We start from the raw sequence: 20,223 nt of genomic DNA on the forward strand, positions 1-20,223 counted from the left end.
AGCGAGTGTCCGAGCAGGATACGACGCACGTAGATGATCTGCGTGCCGCTCCGGGCAACCCGCGTCCGCCGGCCGGGTGAGCGGCGGGCGGCGGACGCGCGTCCGTGTCGGCCCGTGCGCGGAGCGTGGCCGGAAGCCATCTCCCCGCGGCGCTGATACGCTGGTAGCCCGTGGACCGGTGGGCGCCCCTCCCCGGAGGGGAAAATCCGAAAAGGAACCCCCGAACCGCAGCGACGGCACCCCCCGGAAACCTCCGGCAGACACGCCGTACCGCACCCCAGACCGCGACCACGGGAGCCCCCTCTTGGCCATGCCGCCCGCTGCTTTCCGAAACAGCACTGCCTCGACGACCAAGCACATCTTCGTCACCGGGGGCGTCGCCTCCTCCCTCGGCAAGGGCCTGACCGCCTCCAGCCTCGGCATGCTGCTCAAGGCCCGGGGCCTGCGCGTCGTGATGCAGAAGCTCGACCCGTACCTCAACGTCGATCCGGGCACGATGAACCCCTTCCAGCACGGCGAGGTGTTCGTCACCAACGACGGCGCCGAGACCGACCTGGACATCGGCCACTACGAGCGCTTCCTCGACCGCGACCTGGACGGCTCGGCCAACGTCACCACCGGCCAGGTCTACTCGACGGTGATCGCCAAGGAGCGGCGCGGCGAGTACCTGGGCGACACCGTGCAGGTCATCCCGCACATCACCAACGAGATCAAGCACCGCATCCGCCGCATGGCGACGGACGAGGTCGACGTCGTGATCACCGAGGTCGGCGGCACGGTCGGCGACATCGAGTCGCTGCCGTTCCTGGAGACCGTCCGCCAGGTGCGGCACGAGGTCGGCCGCGACAACGTCTTCGTCGTCCACATCTCGCTCCTGCCGTACATCGGCCCCTCGGGCGAGCTGAAGACGAAGCCGACCCAGCACTCGGTCGCCGCCCTGCGCAACATCGGCATCCAGCCGGACGCGATCGTGCTGCGCTGCGACCGCGAGGTGCCCACCGCGATCAAGCGGAAGATCTCGCTGATGTGCGACGTGGACGAGGCCGCCGTCGTGGCCTGCCCCGACGCCCGCTCGATCTACGACATCCCCAAGGTCGTGCACTCCGAGGGCCTGGACGCCTACGTGGTGCGCAAGCTGGACCTGCCGTTCCGCGACGTGGACTGGACGACCTGGGACGACCTGCTCGACCGCGTCCACAACCCCGACCACGAGATCACCCTCGCCCTGGTCGGCAAGTACATCGACCTGCCCGACGCCTACCTGTCGGTGACCGAGGCGCTGCGCGCCGGCGGCTTCGCCCACCGGGCCCGGGTGAAGATCAAGTGGGTCACCTCCGACGACTGCAAGACCCCGGCCGGCGCCAAGGCGCAGCTGGCGGACGTCGACGGCATCTGCATCCCGGGCGGCTTCGGCGACCGCGGCGTGCTCGGCAAGGTCGGCGCCATCCGCTACGCCCGCGAGAACCGGATCCCGCTGCTCGGCCTGTGCCTGGGCCTGCAGTGCATCGTCATCGAGGCCGCGCGCAACCTGGCCGGCATCTCCGACGCCAACTCCACCGAGTTCGACCCGGCCACCGCCCACCCGGTCATCTCCACCATGGCCGAGCAGCTGGACATCGTCGCCGGCGAGGGCGACATGGGCGGCACGATGCGGCTGGGCATGTACCCGGCCAAGCTGGCCGAGGGCTCCATCGTGCGCGAGGTGTACGACGGCAAGGAGTACGTCGAGGAGCGCCACCGCCACCGCTACGAGGTGAACAACGCCTACCGCGCCGAGCTGGAGAAGAAGGCGGGCATCGTGTTCTCCGGCACCTCGCCGGACGGCAAGCTCGTCGAGTACGTCGAGTACCCGCGCGACGTGCACCCGTACCTGGTCGCCACCCAGGCGCACCCGGAGCTGCGCTCCCGGCCGACCCGCCCGCACCCGCTCTTCGCCGGCCTCGTGAAGGCCGCGGTCGAGCGGAAGAACGCGAAGTAACACACCGGTTGTACGGTGGCCGGGGTGCGTGCCTCCACGAGGCGGGCACCCCGGTTTCCTTTGGGGCACGTGGAAGGACAGGGCATGACGATCAAGGACATCCCCGAGGAGTGGGAGATCCGGGCGACGGACATCCCCTTCAGGGGCAACAAGACCTCCGTCCGCACCGACGACGTGGTCATGCCCGACGGCACGGTCGCCACCCGCGACTACCAGGTCCACCCCGGTTCCGTGGCCGTCCTCGCGCTCGACGACGCCGACCGCGTCCTGGTCCTGCGCCAGTACCGCCACCCGGTGCGCCACAAGCTGTGGGAGATCCCGGCCGGCCTGCTCGACGTCCCCGGCGAGAACCCGCTGCACGCCGCCCAGCGCGAGCTGTACGAGGAGGCGCACGTCAAGGCCGAGGACTGGCGGGTGCTGACCGACGTCTACACCACGCCCGGCGGCTGCGACGAGGCCGTGCGGATCTTCCTCGCCCGCGACCTGTCCGAGGCCGAGGGCGAGCGCTTCCAGGTGGAGCACGAAGAGGCCGACATGGAGATCGCGCGCGTCCCCGTCGAGGACCTGGTCCGCGGGATCCTGGCCGGCGAGCTGCACAACAACTGCCTCGTGGTGGGCGTCCTGTCGCTGATGGCGGCGCGGCAGGGCGACGGACTCGACGCGCTGCGCCCGGCCGACGCGCCCTGGCCGGCGCGCCCCTTCGAGGCCTGAGCCCACCCGCCCCGACATCGATGTGACGATCGGCTGATCCGATCGGGGGATGTGCCCGCCGCGCTCCACCGGGAACGTGGCAGAGCGTCAACTAGGCTCTGCAACGCCCGAACCGGAGTCCCCGGCGGGCACCGGCATGAGGTGGGATCGGGAGTGTGGCCCGTGGCGGATCAGGCGGTGGACGCGGACGGCCTGCGCATGGCGGAAGGCGCTGCCCACGAGAGCCGGTTCCTGGGGCGCGCACGGGAGCTGAAGGAGCTGCGGGCCGACATCGAGCGCGCCGGCCTGGACACCCTCGCCGGCCGCAAGGCGCCCCGCGCGCGGGTGCTGCTCATCGCCGGCCGCCCCGGCTCGGGCCGCACCGCGCTCGCCGAGGAACTGGTCCGCCAGGTCGCCGGCGCCTACCCGGACGGGGTGCTGCGCGCCCGCCTGAGCGAGCCCGACGGCACCCCCGTGCCCGTCGAGCGGACCGCCCGGGAACTGCTTACGGCCCTGGACCGGCAGGCCCCGGCCGGGGCCGCCGAGGACGACCTGACGGCCGCGTTCCGCGAGGCCCTGGCCGACCGCCGGGCGCTGCTCCTGCTCGACGACGCCGCCGACGCCGGACAGGTCGACGCCCTGCTGCCCGACACCCCGGACTGCCTGGTCGTCGCGGTCGCCCGGGGGCCGCTCACCGGCATCACGGACGTCCGTCCGTGCACCCTCGGCGGCCTCGACACCAAGTCCGCGGTGGAGCTGCTGACCCGGCACGCCGGCTCGGTGCGCATCACCGTCGACCCCCGTGCCGCCGAGAGCCTGGTCGAGATCTGCCAGGCCCAGCCCGCCGCGCTGACGCTGGCCGGCGGCTGGCTCGCCGCCCGACCCAAGGCGACCGTCGCCGACCTCGCCAAGCAGCTGAGCGCCAGGGACGACGAGGGCGGCCCGCTCCGCCGGGTCTTCCGCCTGGCCTACACCTCCCTGCCGGGCCCCGCCGCCCGGATACTGCGGCTGCTCTCCCTCGCCCCGGCCGGCCTCGCCGATCCGCACACCGCCTCCGCGCTGGCCGGCTGCTCGGTGGACGCCGCCCGCGCCACCCTGGACGACCTGGTCGCCCTCGGCCTGCTGCACGCGGTGGACTCGCCGCTGCCGCAGTACGCGGTCCCCGGCTGCCTGCACCCCCTGCTGCGGACCCTGGCCGAGACCCAGGACCGCCCGGCCGAGCTCCAGCTGGCCCGCGCCCGCATGCTGGAGCGGACCGTGCGGCTGCTGCAGTCCTGCCGCGCGATCACCGAGACCGACAGCCCCCGGGCCCACGCCAGGCTCCTCGGCATGCCGCGCTCCCTGCGCTTCCCGCACCCCCGGGCCGCCGCCGAGTGGCTGCGCATCCGCCGGCCCGCGCTGCTGGCCGCGGCCCGCCTCGCGGTCGCCGACGGCGAGCTGGACACCCTGGCCCGGCGGCTGATGTCCCAGCTGGTGCGGGCGATGGCGGCCCACTTCGGCACCGAGGCCGCCGCCCCCGACCTGTACGGCATCCACCGCCTCGTCCTCGACGTGGCCGAGCGCCGGAACCTGCCCCGGGAGAAGGCCGCGGCCCTGCTGAACCTCGGGGACCTGGACGCCCGCACCGGCCGCACGGCCGACGCGCTGGCGCGCTACCGGGCCGCGCTGGACGCCGGGCGCGAGGCGGACGACCCGTACGCGACCGGCCGCGCGATGGAATCCGTGGGCGGCGCCCATCTGGAGCTCGGCGACTACGACCGGGCCGCCGACTGGTTCGGCCGGGCCCTCGTCCAGCGGCTCGCCCGCGACGAGCGCGCGGACGCCGCCCGGCTGTACGGCCGGATCGCCGCCGCCCACACCTACGCCGGCCGCTACGGCGAGGCCGTACGCAACTGGCGCGCGGCGGTGGCCGGGCACCGCAGGACCGGCGACGTGGCCGCCCACGCGCGGGCGCTGAGCGAACTGGCCCGTGTCCAGGAGTACGCCGGGCACCCGGAGGAGTCGCTGCTGACCTGCCACGAGGCCGTGGAGTGGGCGCGCCGGGCCGAGGACGTCCGGCTGCAGGCGGCGCTGCACCTGCGGCTCGCCGACACCCTGGAGCACCTCGGCGACCCCACGGCGGCCCACCTGCACCGCAGCGCGGCCCGGCGGATGCTGGGGGAGGAGCGGCAGGAACCGCAGAAGGACGGCCCGGAGCCGGAACACGCCGCTAACGCCTGCGAAATCCGCAGTACATCCGCTGAAGATTGATGCAATGAAAGGCTAGACAGCGGGAACACCTTCATTAAACTGGCTCTGCCGCATATTCTCCTGCGGTCTCTCCCGGTGTGCCCATGTGCGCCCGGGTATGTCTAGCAACATCCCCATCCTCTGAGCCAAGGACCGTGATCGACGTGAAGGTCGGCATCCCCCGCGAGGTCAAGAACAACGAGTTCCGGGTGGCCATCACCCCCGCCGGCGTGAACGAGCTGGTGCGCAACGGCCACCAGGTCGTCATCGAGCGCGGCGCCGGGCTCGGCTCGTCGATCACGGACGACGAGTACGCCGCCGCCGGTGCCGGGATCCTGGACACCGCCGACGAGGTGTGGGCCACCGCCGATCTGCTGCTGAAGGTCAAGGAGCCGATCGCCGAGGAGTACCACCGCCTCCGCAAGGACCAGACGCTCTTCACCTACCTGCACCTGGCCGCCTCCAAGGAGTGCACGGACGCCCTCCTGGAGTCCGGCACCACCGCCATCGCCTACGAGACGGTCGAGCTGCCCGGCCGCGGGCTGCCGCTGCTCGCCCCGATGTCCGAGGTCGCGGGCCGGCTGGCCCCGCAGGTCGGCGCCTACCACCTGATGCGGGCGGGCGGCGGCCGGGGCGTGCTGCCCGGCGGCGTCCCCGGCGTGCCGGCCGGCAGGGCCGTCGTCATCGGCGGCGGCGTCTCCGGCTGGAACGCCGCGCAGATCGCCATCGGCATGGGCTTCCACGTCACCCTGCTCGACAAGGACATCAACAAGCTCCGGGAGGCCGACAGGATCTTCGGCACGAAGATCCAGACCGTGGTCTCCAACGCCTTCGAGCTGGAGAAGGCCTGCCTGGAGGCCGACCTCGTCATCGGCGCCGTCCTCATCCCGGGCGCCAAGGCGCCGAAGCTGGTCACCAACGAGCTGGTCTCCCGGATGAAGCCCGGAAGTGTCCTTGTCGACATCGCGATCGACCAGGGCGGCTGCTTCGAGGACTCCCGCCCGACCACGCACGCCGAGCCGACCTTCCAGGTCCACGAGTCGGTCTTCTACTGCGTCGCCAACATGCCCGGCGCGGTGCCCAACACCTCCACCTACGCGCTGACCAACGCCACGCTGCCGTACATCGTCGAACTCGCCAACCACGGGTGGGTCCAGGCGCTGCGCCGCGACCCGGCGCTGGCCAAGGGCCTGAACACCCATGACGGCAAGGTCGTGTACCGCGAGGTCGCCGAGGCGCACGGGCTGGAGCACGTGGCGCTCGACACCCTGCTCGGCTGAGGCGCCGACGGCGTGAGCCGTCAAGTCGCCGAGCGGTGAAGGAGATACGTCAACGGGCGTCGTCAATGCCGTGCACCTGACCGGGCCTTGTCCGACAAGGTCCGGTCAGGTGTGTGTATGGTCACTTTGCGATTCTCGGCCAACTCGCCTCGAACATAACCCTTCATCCCATTCGCGCACCGGTGAAACCTGCCGTGCGACGGCCGTACGCCCTTGACAGCGCGATGTTTCATTGCCGACACATCGGGCCGGGTCCGGCGGATTGTGTTGCTGCGAACCGCCGACACGCCATAGAGTCGCCAACCGTCGGCATGGTGCCACGCTGACCTGTCTAGAAGTTTCCTGGTCACCAAGGAGGTAAGACGACTTGTGAATGAGTCGACATTTACTCCCGGGGGTGGTCAACCAGGAATGCCTGCACGGGGCCAGGTCCCTGGGCGGCACGAGGCTGTCGGCTCCGTCGCGGTGCGCACCTTCGCAGCCCACCAGAGTCCGCAGGCGACTCGGACACACCAGAGCATGGATGGCCAACACGTGAACGCCATGGCCGGCGACGGAAGTGGCGCGTCCCACAACCACTTCGCCGACTACGACGAACTGCCCGACGGGCACTTCTACGACCCCGACGCGGAGTACGAGCCCGACCCCGAGTACGCGGCCACGCTCGCGCCCGACGCGGCCCGCCAGCGCCGCGAGCGCATCGGCCCGACCGGACGCCCGCTGCCGTACTTCCCGATCCCGGGCCCGCTGACCGACCACGGCCCCGCCAAGATCATCGCGATGTGCAACCAGAAGGGCGGCGTCGGCAAGACGACGTCCACCATCAACCTGGGCGCCGCGCTCGCGGAGTACGGACGCCGTGTCCTGCTCGTGGACTTCGACCCGCAGGGCGCGCTGTCGGTCGGACTCGGCGTCAACCCCATGGAGCTGGACCTCACCGTCTACAACCTGCTCATGGAACGGGGCCTGTCCGCCGACGAGGTGCTGCTGAAGACGGCGGTCCCCAACATGGACCTGCTGCCCAGCAACATCGACCTGTCGGCCGCCGAGGTCCAGCTGGTCTCCGAGGTCGCCCGCGAGTCCTCGCTGGCCCGCGCCCTGAAGCCGCTGCTGCCCGACTACGACTACGTCATCATCGACTGCCAGCCCTCGCTCGGCCTGCTCACGGTCAACGCGCTGACGGCCGCGCACAAGGTGATCGTGCCGCTGGAGTGCGAGTTCTTCGCGCTGCGCGGTGTGGCCCTGCTGACCGAGACCATCGAGAAGGTCCAGGAGCGGCTCAACCCGGAGCTGGAGCTCGACGGGATCCTCGCCACGATGTACGACTCGCGCACGGTGCACAGCCGCGAGGTGCTCGCCCGTGTCGTCGAGGCGTTCGACGACCACGTCTACCACACGGTCATCGGGCGCACGGTCCGCTTCCCGGAGACCACGGTCGCCGGCGAGCCGATCACCACGTACGCCTCCAACTCCGTCGGTGCCGCCGCCTACCGCCAGCTCGCCAGGGAGGTGCTCGCCCGGTGTCACGCCGAGTGAGTCTGCCGGGGGCCGACGAACTCTTCCGCACCACGGGGGGAATGGCGCTGCAGCCGTCCACGCCCCGGCGCCAGGCCAACGGCGACGCCCGGGTGCCCGCTCCCGCGGGCGAGGGCGACGCGGCGGCGGCGCTGGAGGACGCGCCGCAGTCGGTGCCCGCGCAGGGCGGCGACGGCGAGGGCGCCGAGCACGTCGCGGCGGACGCGGAGACGGCGGACGCCGGGGAGTCCCGCAGCCGGGGCGCGGAGCGCGCCGCCGCGCGGCGCACGGGCGCGCAGGAAGGCGCCCGCCCGCCGCCCGCCGGCGCGGCGCCGCGCAAGCGCGGGCGGGCGGCCACACGGCGGCCCAGCGGCCGGGAGCGGCACGACGAGAAGATCACCGTGTACGTGTCCGCCGAGGAACTCATGGACCTGGAGCACGCCCGTCTGGTGCTCCGCGGCGAGCACGGGCTGGCCGTCGACCGCGGGCGGATCGTCCGCGAGGCGGTCGCGGTGGTGCTCGCCGACCTGGAGACCCGTGGGGACGCCAGCATCCTCGTACGACGGCTGCGCGGGCGGTAGCGGTAGCCTGCGGGGGCCATGACCTCGCACGACGCTCCCGCCCCCGGCCCGCCCACCGGCCGCCGGCGCGCGCTGGGCCGGGGGCCGGGAACGGCACCGGCGGCCCCGCCCGTACCACCGGTCGAGCCGGTCCCGCCGGTCGAGCCGGTCCCGGAACCGCAGGCTCCGGTGGCACCGGCGCCCGGCGCCGTACCGGAGCGGGAGCCGACCGCCGCCGCGGGGCCCGTACCGGAGACCGTCCTCCTGGCGGCCGGGGCCGAACCGGCGTCCGCGCCGCCGCCGGCCGGCCCGGAAACCGCCGAGGTCGGCGGACCGCCCGCCGGGCCGGGGACGGCCGGGCCCGGCGAACCGTCCGACGGGCAGCCCGCGCCGCCCCGCGAGGAACCCGGCGACGGGGTCTTCACGGTCCGGCTCTCGAACTTCGAGGGGCCCTTCGACCTGCTCCTCCAGCTGATCTCCAAGCACAAGCTGGACGTCACCGAGGTCGCCCTGTCCAAGGTGACCGACGAGTTCATGGCGCACATCAAGGCGATGGGGCCGGACTGGGACCTCGACGCCACGACCGAGTTCCTGGTGGTGGCGGCCACCCTGCTCGACCTGAAGGCGGCGCGGCTGCTGCCCGCCGCCGAGGTGGAGGACGAGGCCGACCTCGCGCTGCTGGAGGCCAGGGACCTGCTGTTCGCGCGGCTGCTGCAGTACCGCGCCTACAAGCAGATCGCCGCGATCTTCGGCGAGCGGCTCGACGCGGAGGCCCGCCGCCATCCGCGGACCGTCGGCCTGGAACCGCACCACGCCGAGCTGCTGCCCGAGGTCGTGATCACCATAGGGGCGCAGGGCCTGGCCCGGCTCGCCGGCAAGGCGATGCGGCCCCGGCCCGAGCCGCGGGTGTACGTCGACCATATCCACGCTCCGCTGGTCAGCGTGCGGGAGCAGGCCGGGATCGTGGTCGCCCGGCTGCGGGAGCTGGGCGAGACCGACTTCCGGACGCTCGTCGAGGACACCGACGACACGCTCACCGTCGTCGCCCGCTTCCTCGCCCTGCTGGAGCTGTACCGGGAGAAGGCCGTGGCCCTGGAGCAGCGGACCGCCCTGGGCGAACTGACCGTGCGCTGGACCGGCGGGGACGGCGACGCCGCGCCGACGGTCACCGACGAGTTCGACCGGCCGCCCGAAAGGCTCGAGGAGACCCGGGAGACCCGGGAGAGCGAGGAGGACACGGCGTGAGCGAGGGGACCGGCGAGCGGCCGGCGGGTCTGCGGCCCGTCGCCGAACTCGATCTCAAACCCGCCCTGGAGGCGATCCTCATGGTCGTGGACGAGCCCGCGACCGAGGAGCACCTCGCGGGCATACTGCAGCGGCCCCGGCGGCAGGTCGCGGACGCCCTGCGCGCGCTGGCCGACGAGTACACCGTCCAGGGGCGCGGTTTCGAGCTCCGCCCGGTGGCGGGCGGCTGGCGCTTCTACACCCGCCCCGAGTACGCGGCGGCCGTCGAGAGCCTGGTCCTGGACGGCCGGCAGGCCCGGCTCACCCAGGCCGCGCTGGAGACCCTCGCCGTCGTCGCCTACCGCCAGCCGGTGAGCCGCAGCCGCGTCTCGGCCGTGCGCGGAGTCAACTGCGACGGCGTGATGCGCACCCTCCTGCAGCGCGGTCTGGTCGAGGAGGCGGGCACGGAACCCGAAACAGGTGCGATCCTGTACAGGACGACGAACTACTTCCTGGAGCGGATGGGCCTGCGCGGCCTGGACGAGCTCCCGGAGCTCGCGCCCTTCCTCCCGGAGGCGGAGGCGATAGAGGCCGAGACCCAGGAGGGGGTGCCGTCGTTCGACCCGGACGCGCCGGACGCGGACGACGACCACACGACGAACACGACGACGACGGAACTTTGATGCGAAGCAGCGGCAGCGGCAAGAGCGGCGGGCGGGGTAACTACCGCGGCGCCGGCAACAACAGGGACCAGAAGCAGGGGCAGGGCCGCCCCCGCAAGCCCCGCCCCGAGGAGCGCCGCTACGACGTCGGCCCCGGGGCGACGAAGGACGGCCCCAGGTCCGGGCGCGGCGGCGCGGCCCGGGGCGGCGCCAAGGGCGGGCCCGGGCAGGGCCCGCAGAAGGGCGGACGGGGGCGTACGGCCCCGGCGCGCCCGCGCGAGTACGAGGTGCAGATCGAGGAGCGCAACCGGGCGCGCTACGCCGGCAAGAAGGACGTCAGGCTGCCCAAGACCTTCCCGGGCGCCGAGCAGGAGGGCGAGCGGCTGCAGAAGGTGCTCGCGCGCGCGGGCTACGGCTCCCGGCGGGCCTGCGAGGAGCTGATCGAGCAGGCCCGGGTCGAGGTCAACGGCGAGATCGTCACCGAGCAGGGCCGGCGCGTCGACCCGGAGAAGGACGAGATCAAGGTCGACGGACTGACCGTCGCGACCCAGTCGTACCAGTTCTTCGCGCTCAACAAGCCCGCCGGCGTCGTGTCGACGATGGAGGACCCCGAGGGCCGGCAGTGCCTCGGGGACTACGTCACCAACCGCGAGACCCGGCTCTTCCACGTGGGGCGCCTGGACACCGAGACCGAGGGCGTCATCCTGCTCACCAACCACGGCGAGCTGGCGCACCGGCTGACCCACCCCAGGTACGGCGTGCGCAAGACCTACCTCGCGCACATCGTCGGCCCCATCCCGCGCGACCTCGGCAAGCGCCTGAAGGACGGCATCCAGCTGGAGGACGGCTACGCGCGCGCGGACCACTTCCGGGTCGTCGAGCAGACCGGCAAGAACTACCTCGTCGAGGTCACTCTGCACGAGGGCCGCAAGCACATCGTGCGCCGCATGCTGGCGGAGGCCGGCTTCCCCGTCGACAAGCTGGTGCGCACCGCCTTCGGCCCGATCACCCTGGGCGACCAGAAGTCGGGCTGGCTGCGCCGGCTGTCGAACACCGAGGTCGGCATGCTGATGAAGGAAGTCGACCTCTAGCGGCGTCGGCCCCGGGGCCGCACCGCACCTGGTGCCCCGGCGCTCCCCGCGATGAAGCGGAAGCAACCGCGGGGAGCGCCGGGGGAACGCCGTGTCGCGCGCGCCGTCTCAACCGGCGGGCGTCCCGCACCGGCCCGGACCGGGCTGACTAGGCTGGACGGACCGAGGAGCCGATACGCAGGCAGAGGAGCATCACCGTGGCGGTACGAGCGGTCCGGGGCGCCGTCCAGCTGGAACGGGACGAGGCCGGCCACATGGACGAGCAGGTCGGAGCCCTGCTCACCGCCATCCTGGAACGCAACGGGCTGACCCCGGACGACCTGATCAGCATCTGGTTCACGGCCACGCCCGACCTGCACAGCGACTTCCCGGCGGCCGCCGCACGCAAGCTGGGCATCGTGGACGTCCCGCTGATCTGCGCCCAGGAACTCGACATCGAGGGCGCCATGCCGCGCGTCGTCCGCGTCCTCGCGCACATCGAGTCCGACCGGCCCCGCGCCGAGATCGCGCACGTCTACCTCGGCGCCGCGGCGGCCCTGCGCAAGGACATCGCCCAGTGAGGACCGCACTCGTCATCGGCACCGGGCTGATCGGCACCTCCGCCGCCCTCGCCCTCACCGGGCGCGGCGTCGTCGTCCACCTCGCCGACCACGACCCGGAGCAGGCCCGCACGGCCGCCGCGCTCGGCGCCGGCACCGACGAGGCCCCGGACGGACCCGTCGACCTGGCGATCGTCGCCGCCCCGCCCGCGCACGTGGCCGACGTGCTCGCCGACGCCATGCGCCGCGGCGCGGCCCGCGGCTACGCCGACGTGGCCAGCGTCAAGGGCGGCCCGCGCCGCGAGCTCCAGGAACGCGGCCTGGACCTGTCGGCGTACATCGGCACGCACCCCATGTCGGGCCGTGAGAAGTCCGGCCCGCTGGCGGCCACCGCCGACCTCTTCGAGGGTCGCCCCTGGGTGCTGACCCCCACCCGGGACACGGACACCGAGGTGCTGAACCTCGCCCTGGAGCTGGTCTCGCACTGCCGGGCCGTGCCGGTCGTCATGGACGCCGACGCCCACGACCGGGCCGTCGCCCTCGTCTCCCACATGCCCCACCTGGTCTCCAGCCTGGTCGCCGCCCGTCTGGAGCACGCCGAGGAGGCCGCCGTGCGGCTGTGCGGGCAGGGCATCCGCGACGTGACCCGGATCGCCGCCTCCGACCCCCGGATGTGGATCGACATCCTCTCCGCCAACCCGGGGCCGGTCGCCGACCTGCTCACGGAGGTCGCCGCCGACCTGGAGGAGACCGTCCGGGCGCTGCGGGCCCTGCAGTCCTGCGACGAGGACAAGCGGCGGGAGGGCACCACCGGCATCGAGGACGTGCTGCGCCGCGGCAACGCCGGCCAGGTCCGCGTCCCCGGCAAGCACGGCTCCGCTCCACGCCGGTACGAGACGGTCGTGATCCTCATCGACGACCAGCCCGGGCAGCTGGCGCGGATCTTCGCGGACGCGGGCCGGGCCGGCGTCAACATCGAGGACGTGCGCATCGAGCACGCCACCGGGCAGCAGGCCGGCCTGGTGCAGCTGATGGTGGAGCCGAAGGCGGCGCCCGTGCTGACGGCGGCGCTGCGGGAGCGGGGCTGGGCGATCCGGCAGTAGGGACCGGCCCCGGGTACGGCCGATCGGGGGACGCACACCCAGTAACCTTGTCCGGGGCAGTCGCGCCCCGTCCCCCGCCCCAGGTCCAGGAAGGTCCCCACTGTGGAAAGCGCCGCGCCAGTGATTGTCGCCATCGACGGCCCCTCCGGCACGGGCAAGTCCAGCACGTCGAAGGCCGTGGCCGCACAGCTCGGCCTGCGCTATCTGGACACCGGCGCCCAGTACCGGGCGATCACCTGGTGGATGGTGACCAACGGCATCGACACCGACGACCCGCAGGCGATCGCCGCCGCGGCCGGCAAGCCCGAGATCGTCTCCGGCACGGACCCGGCCGACCCCGCCATCACCGTCGACGGCGTGGACGTCTCCGGCCCGATCCGCACCCAGGAGGTCACCGCCAGGGTCAGCGCGGTCAGCGCCGTCCCCGAGGTGCGCGCCCGGATCACCGAGCTGCAGCGCTCGATCGCCGCCGCCGCGGAGCACGGCATCGTCGTCGAGGGCCGCGACATCGGCACGACCGTCCTGCCCGACGCCGACCTGAAGATCTTCCTCACCGCCTCCGCGGAGGCCCGCGCCGCCCGCCGCAGCGGCGAGCTGAAGGGCGCCGACGTCAACGCCACCCGCGAGGCCCTGATCAAGCGGGACGCGGCGGACTCCAGCCGCAAGACGTCGCCGCTCGCCAAGGCGGACGACGCGGTCGAGGTGGACACCACCGACCTCACGCTGGCGCAGGTCGTCGAGTGCGTCGTCACCCTCGTCGAGGAGAAGCGGGCCGGAAAGTGAGTTTGCCGTCCGAACGGGGCGCCGAGGTCGGACGGCGCATCGGCGTCGGCCTGATGTACGGGCTGTGGAAGCCGCGCGTGCTCGGCGCCTGGCGGGTGCCCGCGACCGGCCCGGCGATCCTCGCCGTGAACCACTCCCACAACATCGACGGTCCGATGGTGATGGGCGTGGCGCCCCGGCCGGTGCACTTCCTGATCAAGAAGGAGGCCTTCGTCGGGCCGCTCGACCCCTTCCTGACCGGGATCGGCCAGCTGAGGGTGGACCGGCACTCCGCCGACCGCACGGCGATCACCCGGGCGCTCGGCGTCCTCGCGGCGGGCGGCGTGCTCGGCATCTTCCCGGAGGGCACCCGCGGCGAGGGCGACTTCGCCGCGCTGCGCGCCGGGCTCGCCTACTTCGCCGTCCGCAGCGGCGCCCCGGTGGTGCCGGTGGCGGTGCTGGGAAGTTCCGACCGGCGCGGACGGTTGATACGAGGGCTGCCCCCGCTGCGCCACCGCGTCGACGTCGTCTTCGGCGACCCGTTCGAGGCCGGCGACGGCAGCGGGCGGCGCACGCGCGGGGCGCTGGACGAGGCGACCGAACGCATCCGGAAGCAACTGACCGCCCACCTGGAAAACGCCAGGCGCCTGACCGGGCGCTAGGCGACACTGAGTAGTGGATCACCCCTTTTGTGCCGGGCGGTCCACCGATCACCACGATGAACGAGGTACGGACTTCATGAACGACCAGATCCACTCCGAGGGCTCGGGCGGGGAGCACGACCACGGAGCGCTTGGCGACGCCGAGTACGCGGAGTTCATGGAGCTCGCCGCGGAAGAGGGCTTCGACCTGGAGGACGTCGAGGGCGCGATCGAGGCGGCCGGGCACGGCCCGCTGCCCGTGCTCGCCGTCGTCGGCCGGCCCAACGTCGGCAAGTCGACCCTGGTGAACCGGATCATCGGCCGCCGCGAGGCGGTCGTCGAGGACCGGCCGGGCGTCACCCGCGACCGCGTCACCTACGAGGCCGAGTGGGCGGGCCGCCGCTTCAAGGTCGTCGACACCGGCGGCTGGGAGCAGGACGTCCTCGGCATCGACGCCTCCGTGGCCGCGCAGGCCGAGTACGCCATCGAGGCCGCCGACGCGGTCGTCTTCGTCGTCGACGCCAAGGTCGGCGCGACCGACACCGACGAGGCGGTCGTACGGCTGCTGCGCAAGGCCGGCAAGCCGGTCGTGCTGTGCGCCAACAAGGTGGACGGCCCCAGCGGCGAGGCCGACGCGGCGTACCTGTGGTCGCTGGGCCTGGGGGAGCCGTACCCGGTCTCGGCGCTGCACGGCCGCGGCACCGGCGACATGCTGGACAAGGTCCTGGAGGTGCTGCCGGACGCCCCGGCGCAGACCTTCGGCACCGCCGTCGGCGGCCCGCGCCGGGTCGCGCTGATCGGCCGCCCGAACGTCGGCAAGTCCTCGCTGCTGAACAAGGTGGCCGGCGAGGAGCGCGTCGTCGTCAACGAGCTGGCCGGCACCACCCGCGACCCGGTCGACGAGCTGATCGAACTCGGCGGCAGGACCTGGAAGTTCGTCGATACGGCGGGCATCCGCAAGCGCGTCCACCTCCAGCAGGGCGCCGACTACTACGCCTCGCTGCGCACCGCCGCCGCCGTCGAGAAGGCCGAGGTCGCCGTCGTCCTCATCGACGCCTCCGAGTCCATCTCGGTGCAGGACCAGCGCATCGTCACCATGGCCGTGGAGGCGGGCCGCGCGCTCGTCCTGGCGTTCAACAAGTGGGACACCCTCGACGAGGAACGCCGCTACTACCTGGAGCGGGAGATCGAGACCGAGCTCGGCCAGGTGGCGTGGGCGCCGCGGGTGAACGTCTCCGCGCGCACCGGGCGGCACATGGAGAAGCTGGTCCCGGCGATCGAGACGGCCCTCGCGGGCTGGGAGACCCGGGTCCCGACGGGCCGGCTCAACGCCTTCCTCGGGGAACTGGTCGCCGCCCACCCGCACCCGATCCGGGGCGGCAAGCAGCCGCGCATCCTGTTCGGCACCCAGGCGGGCACCAAGCCGCCGCGGTTCGTCCTGTTCGCCACCGGCTTCATCGAGGCCGGCTACCGCCGCTTCATCGAGCGCCGGCTGCGCGAGGAGTTCGGCTTCGAGGGGACGCCGATCCACCTCTCGGTGCGGGTGCGCGAGAAGCGCGGCGCGAAGAAGAAGTGACGTGACGGAGAAGTGACGCGAAGGGCGGCCCCGGTGGGGCCGCCCTTCGCCGCTTCCGCCCGCCCGCTCAGGCGCCTCGGCGGGGGGCCGGGGGGAGCGCGGCCGGCACGCGGTGCGTCCCGGTGCCGTACGGGCCGACGTATCCGACGCGCTGCCACTGCGCCTTGCGGGCGATGTTCCCGAAAGCGGTGAACTCCAGGTCCTCCTCGCCGCTGCGGTCACCCGGCAGCGAGCGGAAGGACATGACGTACTCGGCGTAGAGGGCGTCGTAGATCGGCGTGGCCGAGGGGCCGTCCTGGGGGGCGTGGGCCGCCCGGGCGGACGGGACCGATGGGTAGGACGGGCGGCGGGGGACGTCGTAGGTGTGCACGTATGTCCAAACGACCCGGCAGCCGAAGGGATGCGGCCGTGCGGCGCCGCCGAAAGGGTGCAGGGCCGCGGCGTGGCGCGGGCACGGCCGGCCGCGCCCGGCCCGCGGCCGCCGAACGAGGCGTGGTCCCCCGGGCCGCACGCGGTGTCAGGCCCCGGCGAGAGGCAGCGCGGCGGCGACCAGCCGCCCGTTGGCCGCCGCCTTGTCCAGCGCCTCGCGCAGCAGGTCCTCGCGGGGCTGCCGCCCGATCGATCCCACCGGCGCGGCGAACATCAGGACCTGCTGATGCTTGCCGGCCGCGGCGCGCCAGCCCTCGGTGACCTGGAGCGGCTGGTGCGCCTGCCACCAGGCCACCGGCTGCCCGCCGCCCGCCGTCGGCTGCAGCACGGCGTGCAGCCTGCCCAGGGCGAGCAGCACCGACCAGCCGTGCAGCACCGGCGGTACGGCGGACAGCTCGGTCACCGGCGTGAACCCCTGCTCGACGAGCAGCGGCAGGAAGTCGTCGCCGCCGCCCGTCGCGCCGGGCCGCGCGATGGGCGCGGTCGGCTCCACGACCAGGGCCGGGTGCAGCTCCCCGGCGATCAGGACCAGTCCGCTGGTCACCCCGAGCACGGCCTGCTCGGAGGCGGCCTGTCCGGCTTCCAGGTCCGTGGTGTCGCCGCTGATGGACCGCACGGCACCCCGGAGCTGCTCCTCGGTGACCTGGACGACCTGCGAGGGCAGGCAGCCGGCGTGGGCGAAGGCGAGGACGGCGGTCTCCTCGCCGATGAACAGCACGGTGCTGGTGCGCTCCTGCTCCGAATCGCCCGGGGTGCGGCAGGAAGTGCAGTCGTAACTGCCCGGGGCGGTCTCTCCGGCGAGCAGGCGGTCGGCTTCTTCGTCGCCGATCTCGGCGCGTACCTCGTCGCTGACGTCGAGCATGCGCGGCACGGGTGGCTCCCTCGGGATGCGGTACGTGACGGGGCCGGGTGGCTCCCGGCCCGTGGTCCGGGTGGGTCCCCGGCTCATGAAGAAGACAACGGGCGATCCGTGGCGGGAGTCACGCCCGGCAGCGAATGGAATCGAACCATCCGACGCGCGGAGCGACGACTCCGGCGGAAGCGAGCGCGCACCGCCAACTCCTGGGGACGGCAAGGACGTTGCCGGGGTGGAGCGGGGCACGGATCGACGCGGCGACTGGTCGACAAATCCTGAAATCGGCGAATGAAGGAAGTGGCCGGAAAAGGTCGTTGCTTGCGGTGATGATCAACTGGTCTCGAAGGGCGGGGAATCGGCTGATCCGGACCGGGCGGGCCCGCGCTGCCCGCTGCCGGGCCGGGGCCGGCGCGGCGCGCGGGAAGCGGCCGCGGCCGGGGCGGCGGCGAGCGGGGCTCCGGTGCTCCGGCGGCGGTCCGGGGTTCCCGCGGACGGCGCGGGAGCCGGCCGCCCGCCGTTCCGGCGCGGGCGGACCCGGGACGGATCCCGTGGACTTCCGCCCCGGAGGCGGAAGACGGACCGGGCCGGGAGCGTACGGAGATCCTGTGCCGGAATCGTGCGCTTCCTGTGGGATCCGGGCTGTCGCGGTTCCCGCGCCGGGCCGGAATGCAATGGAGTGCCGGAGCGCTTCCGCCGATGCTTTCCGGCGGCTATTCGAGGCGCTCCCGTGACACGCGGGAATTTCCCCCGAATGGCTGGGGAAGGTTCCCGGAACGGGCCGTCCGGGTGAACGGGCCGGGCGCAAACCCCTGTCGTGATCCTGTGACAGAAGTGTGACCCCGGAGAGAGACATGACAAGGGTTCGGATGCCGGACTTCCGTGCTCGCCGGTCAGCGCATAGCGTGGCCGCATGGCACCGATTCCGACACCCCCGGCCGAACCGCAGGACAGCCCGGACGCCTACGTGGGCCTCGAATCCGGCGCCGCCGAACGGCTCGCGCGGGAGCGCGGATGGCCGACGGTGCGCTCCCTGCCGCCGGGCGCGGTCATCACCATGGAGTACCGCGTGGGCCGGCTGAACTTCGAGGTGCGGGACGGCCGGGTGGCGCGGGCCTGGAAGGGCTGAGACACGGCGACGGCCCCGGCTCCCGAGGGGGAGCCGGGGCCGTCGGACGCCGGGGTGTGCGTACCGGCCCCGCGCCGCCGGCGGCGTCAGCCGCCGGACAGGGGACGGGCCGTCGGGGACGTGCCGCGCGGCGAGCGCTCCGGCTGGGCCGGGCGGCGGCTGCCGGCCGGGGTGACCGGCGTGCGCTCCGCGCGGGTGGAGTGCGGGCCCGGGGCCAGGTAGGCGGGCGGCCGGGAACGGGCCGCGGAGACCGGCTCGCGGGCCGCGGCGTCGTCCCGGTCGGCGGGGCAGGACTTGACGAGCACCACGGGCGCGGCGACCGGGGCGGCCGGCCGCGCCGTACGGCCGCGGCGGCTGAGCAGGCGGTCGCGCAGGGCCAGGATCCAGGTCTCGGCGCGGGCGATCAGCGGCTCGCACCACGGCAGCGCCAGCAGGATCAGCAGGCCCGCGGCCCAGCCGAGCAGCACGTCGCTCAGCCAGTGCGTACCGAGGTAGACGGTGGACATCCCGACGCCGAGCGAGGTCACCGCGGACAGGGCGGACAGCCAGCGCCGCGCTCTGGGCGTCGAGGCCAGATAGGCCAGGATTCCCCAGGTCACGACGGCGTTGGCGGTGTGGCCGCTGGGGAATATGTCCCCGCCGAGCCACATCTCGTTCGAGCCGATCTCGGTCGCGTAGTGCGGGCCGAGGCGGCCCATGCCGTACTTGGCGGCGCCGACCGTGACGTTGAGCAGCAGCAGCGCGGCGCCCAGCGCGAGCAGCGGGCGCAGCGTGTGCTGCCGCCAGGAGCGCCAGCCCAGCCAGGCCGCGACCATCACGGCGGTGGGGCCGCGCTGGCCCAGCACCACGTAGTAGTCGACGAACGCGTGGATCTCCGACCACTGCTGGTACGGCCGGAAGAACATGACCTGCCAGTCGAGCCGGACCAGCCAGGAGGTGATCACCACGGCCCACACGATCGCGAGATAGAAGGCGAGGGTCGAGACGAACAGCGCGACCCGGTGCCGGCTCATCCGCGGCACGTCGATGTGGGCCGGCCGTTCCGGCTCGCGGTCCAGCCTCGCGAACACCCGGTCCAGACGGGTGAGCTTCCGTTCGGTACGCACCCAATCGACGTTACAGCGAGTGAGTGCCGGACTCCGTCGAATCAACGGCTTTGTGATGACGATGTGATGTGGGATTCCTCTCAGCGGGCGGGTTATTTCCAGGCATTCCGCAAAGCGCCCGCGCCGTGGCCTGCAATTCCTTTGATCATTCCAGGGAGTCTGTTTTATTGTGCTTATGGATTCGTTCACCGAATGCTGGTGCGGAATTATCCGGCCGCTCATCGGCCGTTCGTGTCCGGTCAGGGCGGACCGGTGCCGTTCAGCCAGAACGCCCCGTAGCCGGCCGACGCCAGCGCGACCGCCCCGAGCAGCAGCGCCGCCCCGGCGGTCCGCAGCCGGGACAGGGCCACGGCCAGGGGCAGCAGCAGGGGGAAGGCGGGCAGCAGCAGGCGGGGTTTGGAGCCGAAGTAGCTCGACGCGCACAGGGCGAGGGCGGTGACGACCCCCGCGTACACCAGCAGCGGCAGCGGCTGGCGCTGCCGTACGCAGACGGCGTACAGCCACAGGAGCAGGCCGACCCCGGCGATCAGCCCGACGCCCGCCAGGGCCGACGGGAACGACGTGAACTTCCCGGCGACGAAGCGCGCGAAGGCGTAACCGCCGTCGAAGCCGTTGCGCCAGCCGGCCTGCACGTCGAGATAGCCGAGCGGGCCCTTGCCGGTGCGGTGACCGACCCACAGGACGTAACCGGCGACGCCGAGGGGGGCGAGCAGCATGCCCAGCGCGATCCGCGTGCCGGGGGCGCGTAGACGGGCGCGCGGGGTGTCCCGCGCGCTGTCCGGTGCCGGGACGCGCCGGCCGCGGTGGCCGCCGGCTGCGCGCGGGGCGCGTTCCGCGCGGCGGGCGCCTCCGGCCG

18 protein-coding genes and 1 pseudogene are annotated in these 20,223 nt (G+C 73.2%); 15 read left to right on the top strand and 4 right to left on the bottom strand.

Annotated elements, in window-relative coordinates; genetic code table 11:
• The first annotated feature begins 310 nt into the window (after positions 1–310).
• From pyrG to der, 14 genes are all read left to right on the top strand, one after another.
• Complete coding sequence (gene pyrG, locus ABD363_RS28015; RefSeq protein ID WP_344608465.1) at positions 311–1,978, top strand: CTP synthase; 1,668 nt, start codon at positions 311–313, stop codon at positions 1,976–1,978.
• An 84-nt stretch (positions 1,979–2,062) separates the two neighbouring features.
• Positions 2,063–2,689 (top strand): NUDIX domain-containing protein, encoded by a 627-nt coding sequence (locus tag ABD363_RS28020; RefSeq protein WP_344608467.1) that lies wholly within the window; start codon positions 2,063–2,065, stop codon positions 2,687–2,689.
• A 162-nt stretch (positions 2,690–2,851) separates the two neighbouring features.
• On the top strand, positions 2,852–4,918 hold the full coding sequence (locus ABD363_RS28025; RefSeq protein WP_344608469.1) for a tetratricopeptide repeat protein: 2,067 nt from the start codon (positions 2,852–2,854) through the stop codon (positions 4,916–4,918).
• Between the two features lie 134 nt (positions 4,919–5,052).
• Entirely contained in the window at positions 5,053–6,177 is a 1,125-nt protein-coding gene (gene ald / locus ABD363_RS28030; RefSeq protein ID WP_344608471.1) for an alanine dehydrogenase, read from the top strand.
• Between the two features lie 411 nt (positions 6,178–6,588).
• Positions 6,589–7,713, top strand: coding sequence for a ParA family protein (locus ABD363_RS28035; protein WP_344608473.1), 1,125 nt, complete (start codon positions 6,589–6,591; stop codon positions 7,711–7,713).
• The gene (locus ABD363_RS28040; RefSeq protein ID WP_344608475.1) at positions 7,698–8,273 is read left to right on the top strand and encodes a hypothetical protein; all 576 of its coding nucleotides are present in this window, start codon (positions 7,698–7,700) and stop codon (positions 8,271–8,273) included. Before ABD363_RS28035 ends, ABD363_RS28040 begins: the two co-directional genes overlap by 16 nt.
• Before the next feature lie 18 nt (positions 8,274–8,291).
• A complete protein-coding gene (locus tag ABD363_RS28045; protein WP_344608477.1) occupies positions 8,292–9,497 on the top strand; it encodes a segregation and condensation protein A in 1,206 nt (401 codons plus the stop codon).
• Positions 9,494–10,159, top strand: a complete 666-nt coding sequence (gene scpB / locus ABD363_RS28050) for an SMC-Scp complex subunit ScpB (RefSeq protein ID WP_344608479.1) — start codon at positions 9,494–9,496, stop codon at positions 10,157–10,159. The genes ABD363_RS28045 and scpB overlap by 4 nt, the downstream gene beginning before the upstream one ends.
• The gene (locus ABD363_RS28055; protein WP_344608481.1) at positions 10,159–11,229 is read left to right on the top strand and encodes a pseudouridine synthase; all 1,071 of its coding nucleotides are present in this window, start codon (positions 10,159–10,161) and stop codon (positions 11,227–11,229) included. The genes scpB and ABD363_RS28055 overlap by 1 nt, the downstream gene beginning before the upstream one ends.
• A gap of 197 nt (positions 11,230–11,426) precedes the next feature.
• Positions 11,427–11,789, top strand: a complete 363-nt coding sequence (aroH, locus tag ABD363_RS28060) for a chorismate mutase (RefSeq protein WP_344608483.1) — start codon at positions 11,427–11,429, stop codon at positions 11,787–11,789.
• Complete coding sequence (locus ABD363_RS28065) at positions 11,786–12,871, top strand: prephenate dehydrogenase (protein ID WP_344608485.1); 1,086 nt, start codon at positions 11,786–11,788, stop codon at positions 12,869–12,871. The genes aroH and ABD363_RS28065 overlap by 4 nt, the downstream gene beginning before the upstream one ends.
• A 120-nt stretch (positions 12,872–12,991) precedes the next feature.
• A complete protein-coding gene (cmk, locus tag ABD363_RS28070; protein ID WP_425578034.1) occupies positions 12,992–13,654 on the top strand; it encodes a (d)CMP kinase in 663 nt (220 codons plus the stop codon).
• Complete coding sequence (locus ABD363_RS28075; protein WP_425578035.1) at positions 13,612–14,295, top strand: lysophospholipid acyltransferase family protein; 684 nt, start codon at positions 13,612–13,614, stop codon at positions 14,293–14,295. The genes cmk and ABD363_RS28075 overlap by 43 nt, the downstream gene beginning before the upstream one ends.
• 76 nt (positions 14,296–14,371) lie before the next feature.
• The gene (gene der / locus ABD363_RS28080) at positions 14,372–15,850 is read left to right on the top strand and encodes a ribosome biogenesis GTPase Der (protein ID WP_344608489.1); all 1,479 of its coding nucleotides are present in this window, start codon (positions 14,372–14,374) and stop codon (positions 15,848–15,850) included.
• Positions 15,851–15,917: 67 nt separating this feature from the next.
• On the opposite strand, the gene ABD363_RS28085 is transcribed toward der, so the two are convergent.
• Positions 15,918–16,220 carry a hypothetical protein gene (locus tag ABD363_RS28085; RefSeq protein WP_344608491.1) on the bottom strand — a complete coding sequence of 101 codons (303 nt, stop codon included), beginning with the start codon at positions 16,218–16,220 and terminating at the stop codon, positions 15,918–15,920.
• 147 nt (positions 16,221–16,367) lie between these two features.
• Positions 16,368–17,150, bottom strand: a complete 783-nt coding sequence (locus ABD363_RS28090; RefSeq protein WP_344608493.1) for a hypothetical protein — start codon at positions 17,148–17,150, stop codon at positions 16,368–16,370.
• 895 nt (positions 17,151–18,045) lie between these two features.
• On the opposite strand from ABD363_RS28090, the gene ABD363_RS28095 reads away from it, so the two are divergent.
• Entirely contained in the window at positions 18,046–18,261 is a 216-nt protein-coding gene (locus ABD363_RS28095; protein WP_344608495.1) for an I78 family peptidase inhibitor, read from the top strand.
• Positions 18,262–18,347: 86 nt separating this feature from the next.
• On the opposite strand, the gene ABD363_RS28100 is transcribed toward ABD363_RS28095, so the two are convergent.
• The gene (locus ABD363_RS28100; RefSeq protein ID WP_344608497.1) at positions 18,348–19,367 is read right to left on the bottom strand and encodes a phosphatase PAP2 family protein; all 1,020 of its coding nucleotides are present in this window, start codon (positions 19,365–19,367) and stop codon (positions 18,348–18,350) included.
• 239 nt (positions 19,368–19,606) lie between these two features.
• Positions 19,607–20,223: pseudogene (locus tag ABD363_RS28105) on the bottom strand (hypothetical protein); the annotation flags it as partial.

The sequence above is a fragment of the Streptomyces glaucus genome (assembly GCF_039533365.1).
Lineage (GTDB): Bacteria > Actinomycetota > Actinomycetes > Streptomycetales > Streptomycetaceae > Streptomyces > Streptomyces glaucus.

Coding starts and splice junctions, on each gene's coding strand:
- pyrG (WP_344608465.1), top strand. CDS start 311: ATGCCGCCCGCTGCTTTCCGAAACAGCACTGCCTCGACGACCAAGCAC.
- ABD363_RS28020 (WP_344608467.1), top strand. CDS start 2,063: ATGACGATCAAGGACATCCCCGAGGAGTGGGAGATCCGGGCGACGGAC.
- ABD363_RS28035 (WP_344608473.1), top strand. CDS start 6,589: ATGCCTGCACGGGGCCAGGTCCCTGGGCGGCACGAGGCTGTCGGCTCC.
- ABD363_RS28045 (WP_344608477.1), top strand. CDS start 8,292: ATGACCTCGCACGACGCTCCCGCCCCCGGCCCGCCCACCGGCCGCCGG.
- ABD363_RS28055 (WP_344608481.1), top strand. CDS start 10,159: ATGCGAAGCAGCGGCAGCGGCAAGAGCGGCGGGCGGGGTAACTACCGC.
- der (WP_344608489.1), top strand. CDS start 14,372: ATGAACGACCAGATCCACTCCGAGGGCTCGGGCGGGGAGCACGACCAC.
- ABD363_RS28095 (WP_344608495.1), top strand. CDS start 18,046: ATGGCACCGATTCCGACACCCCCGGCCGAACCGCAGGACAGCCCGGAC.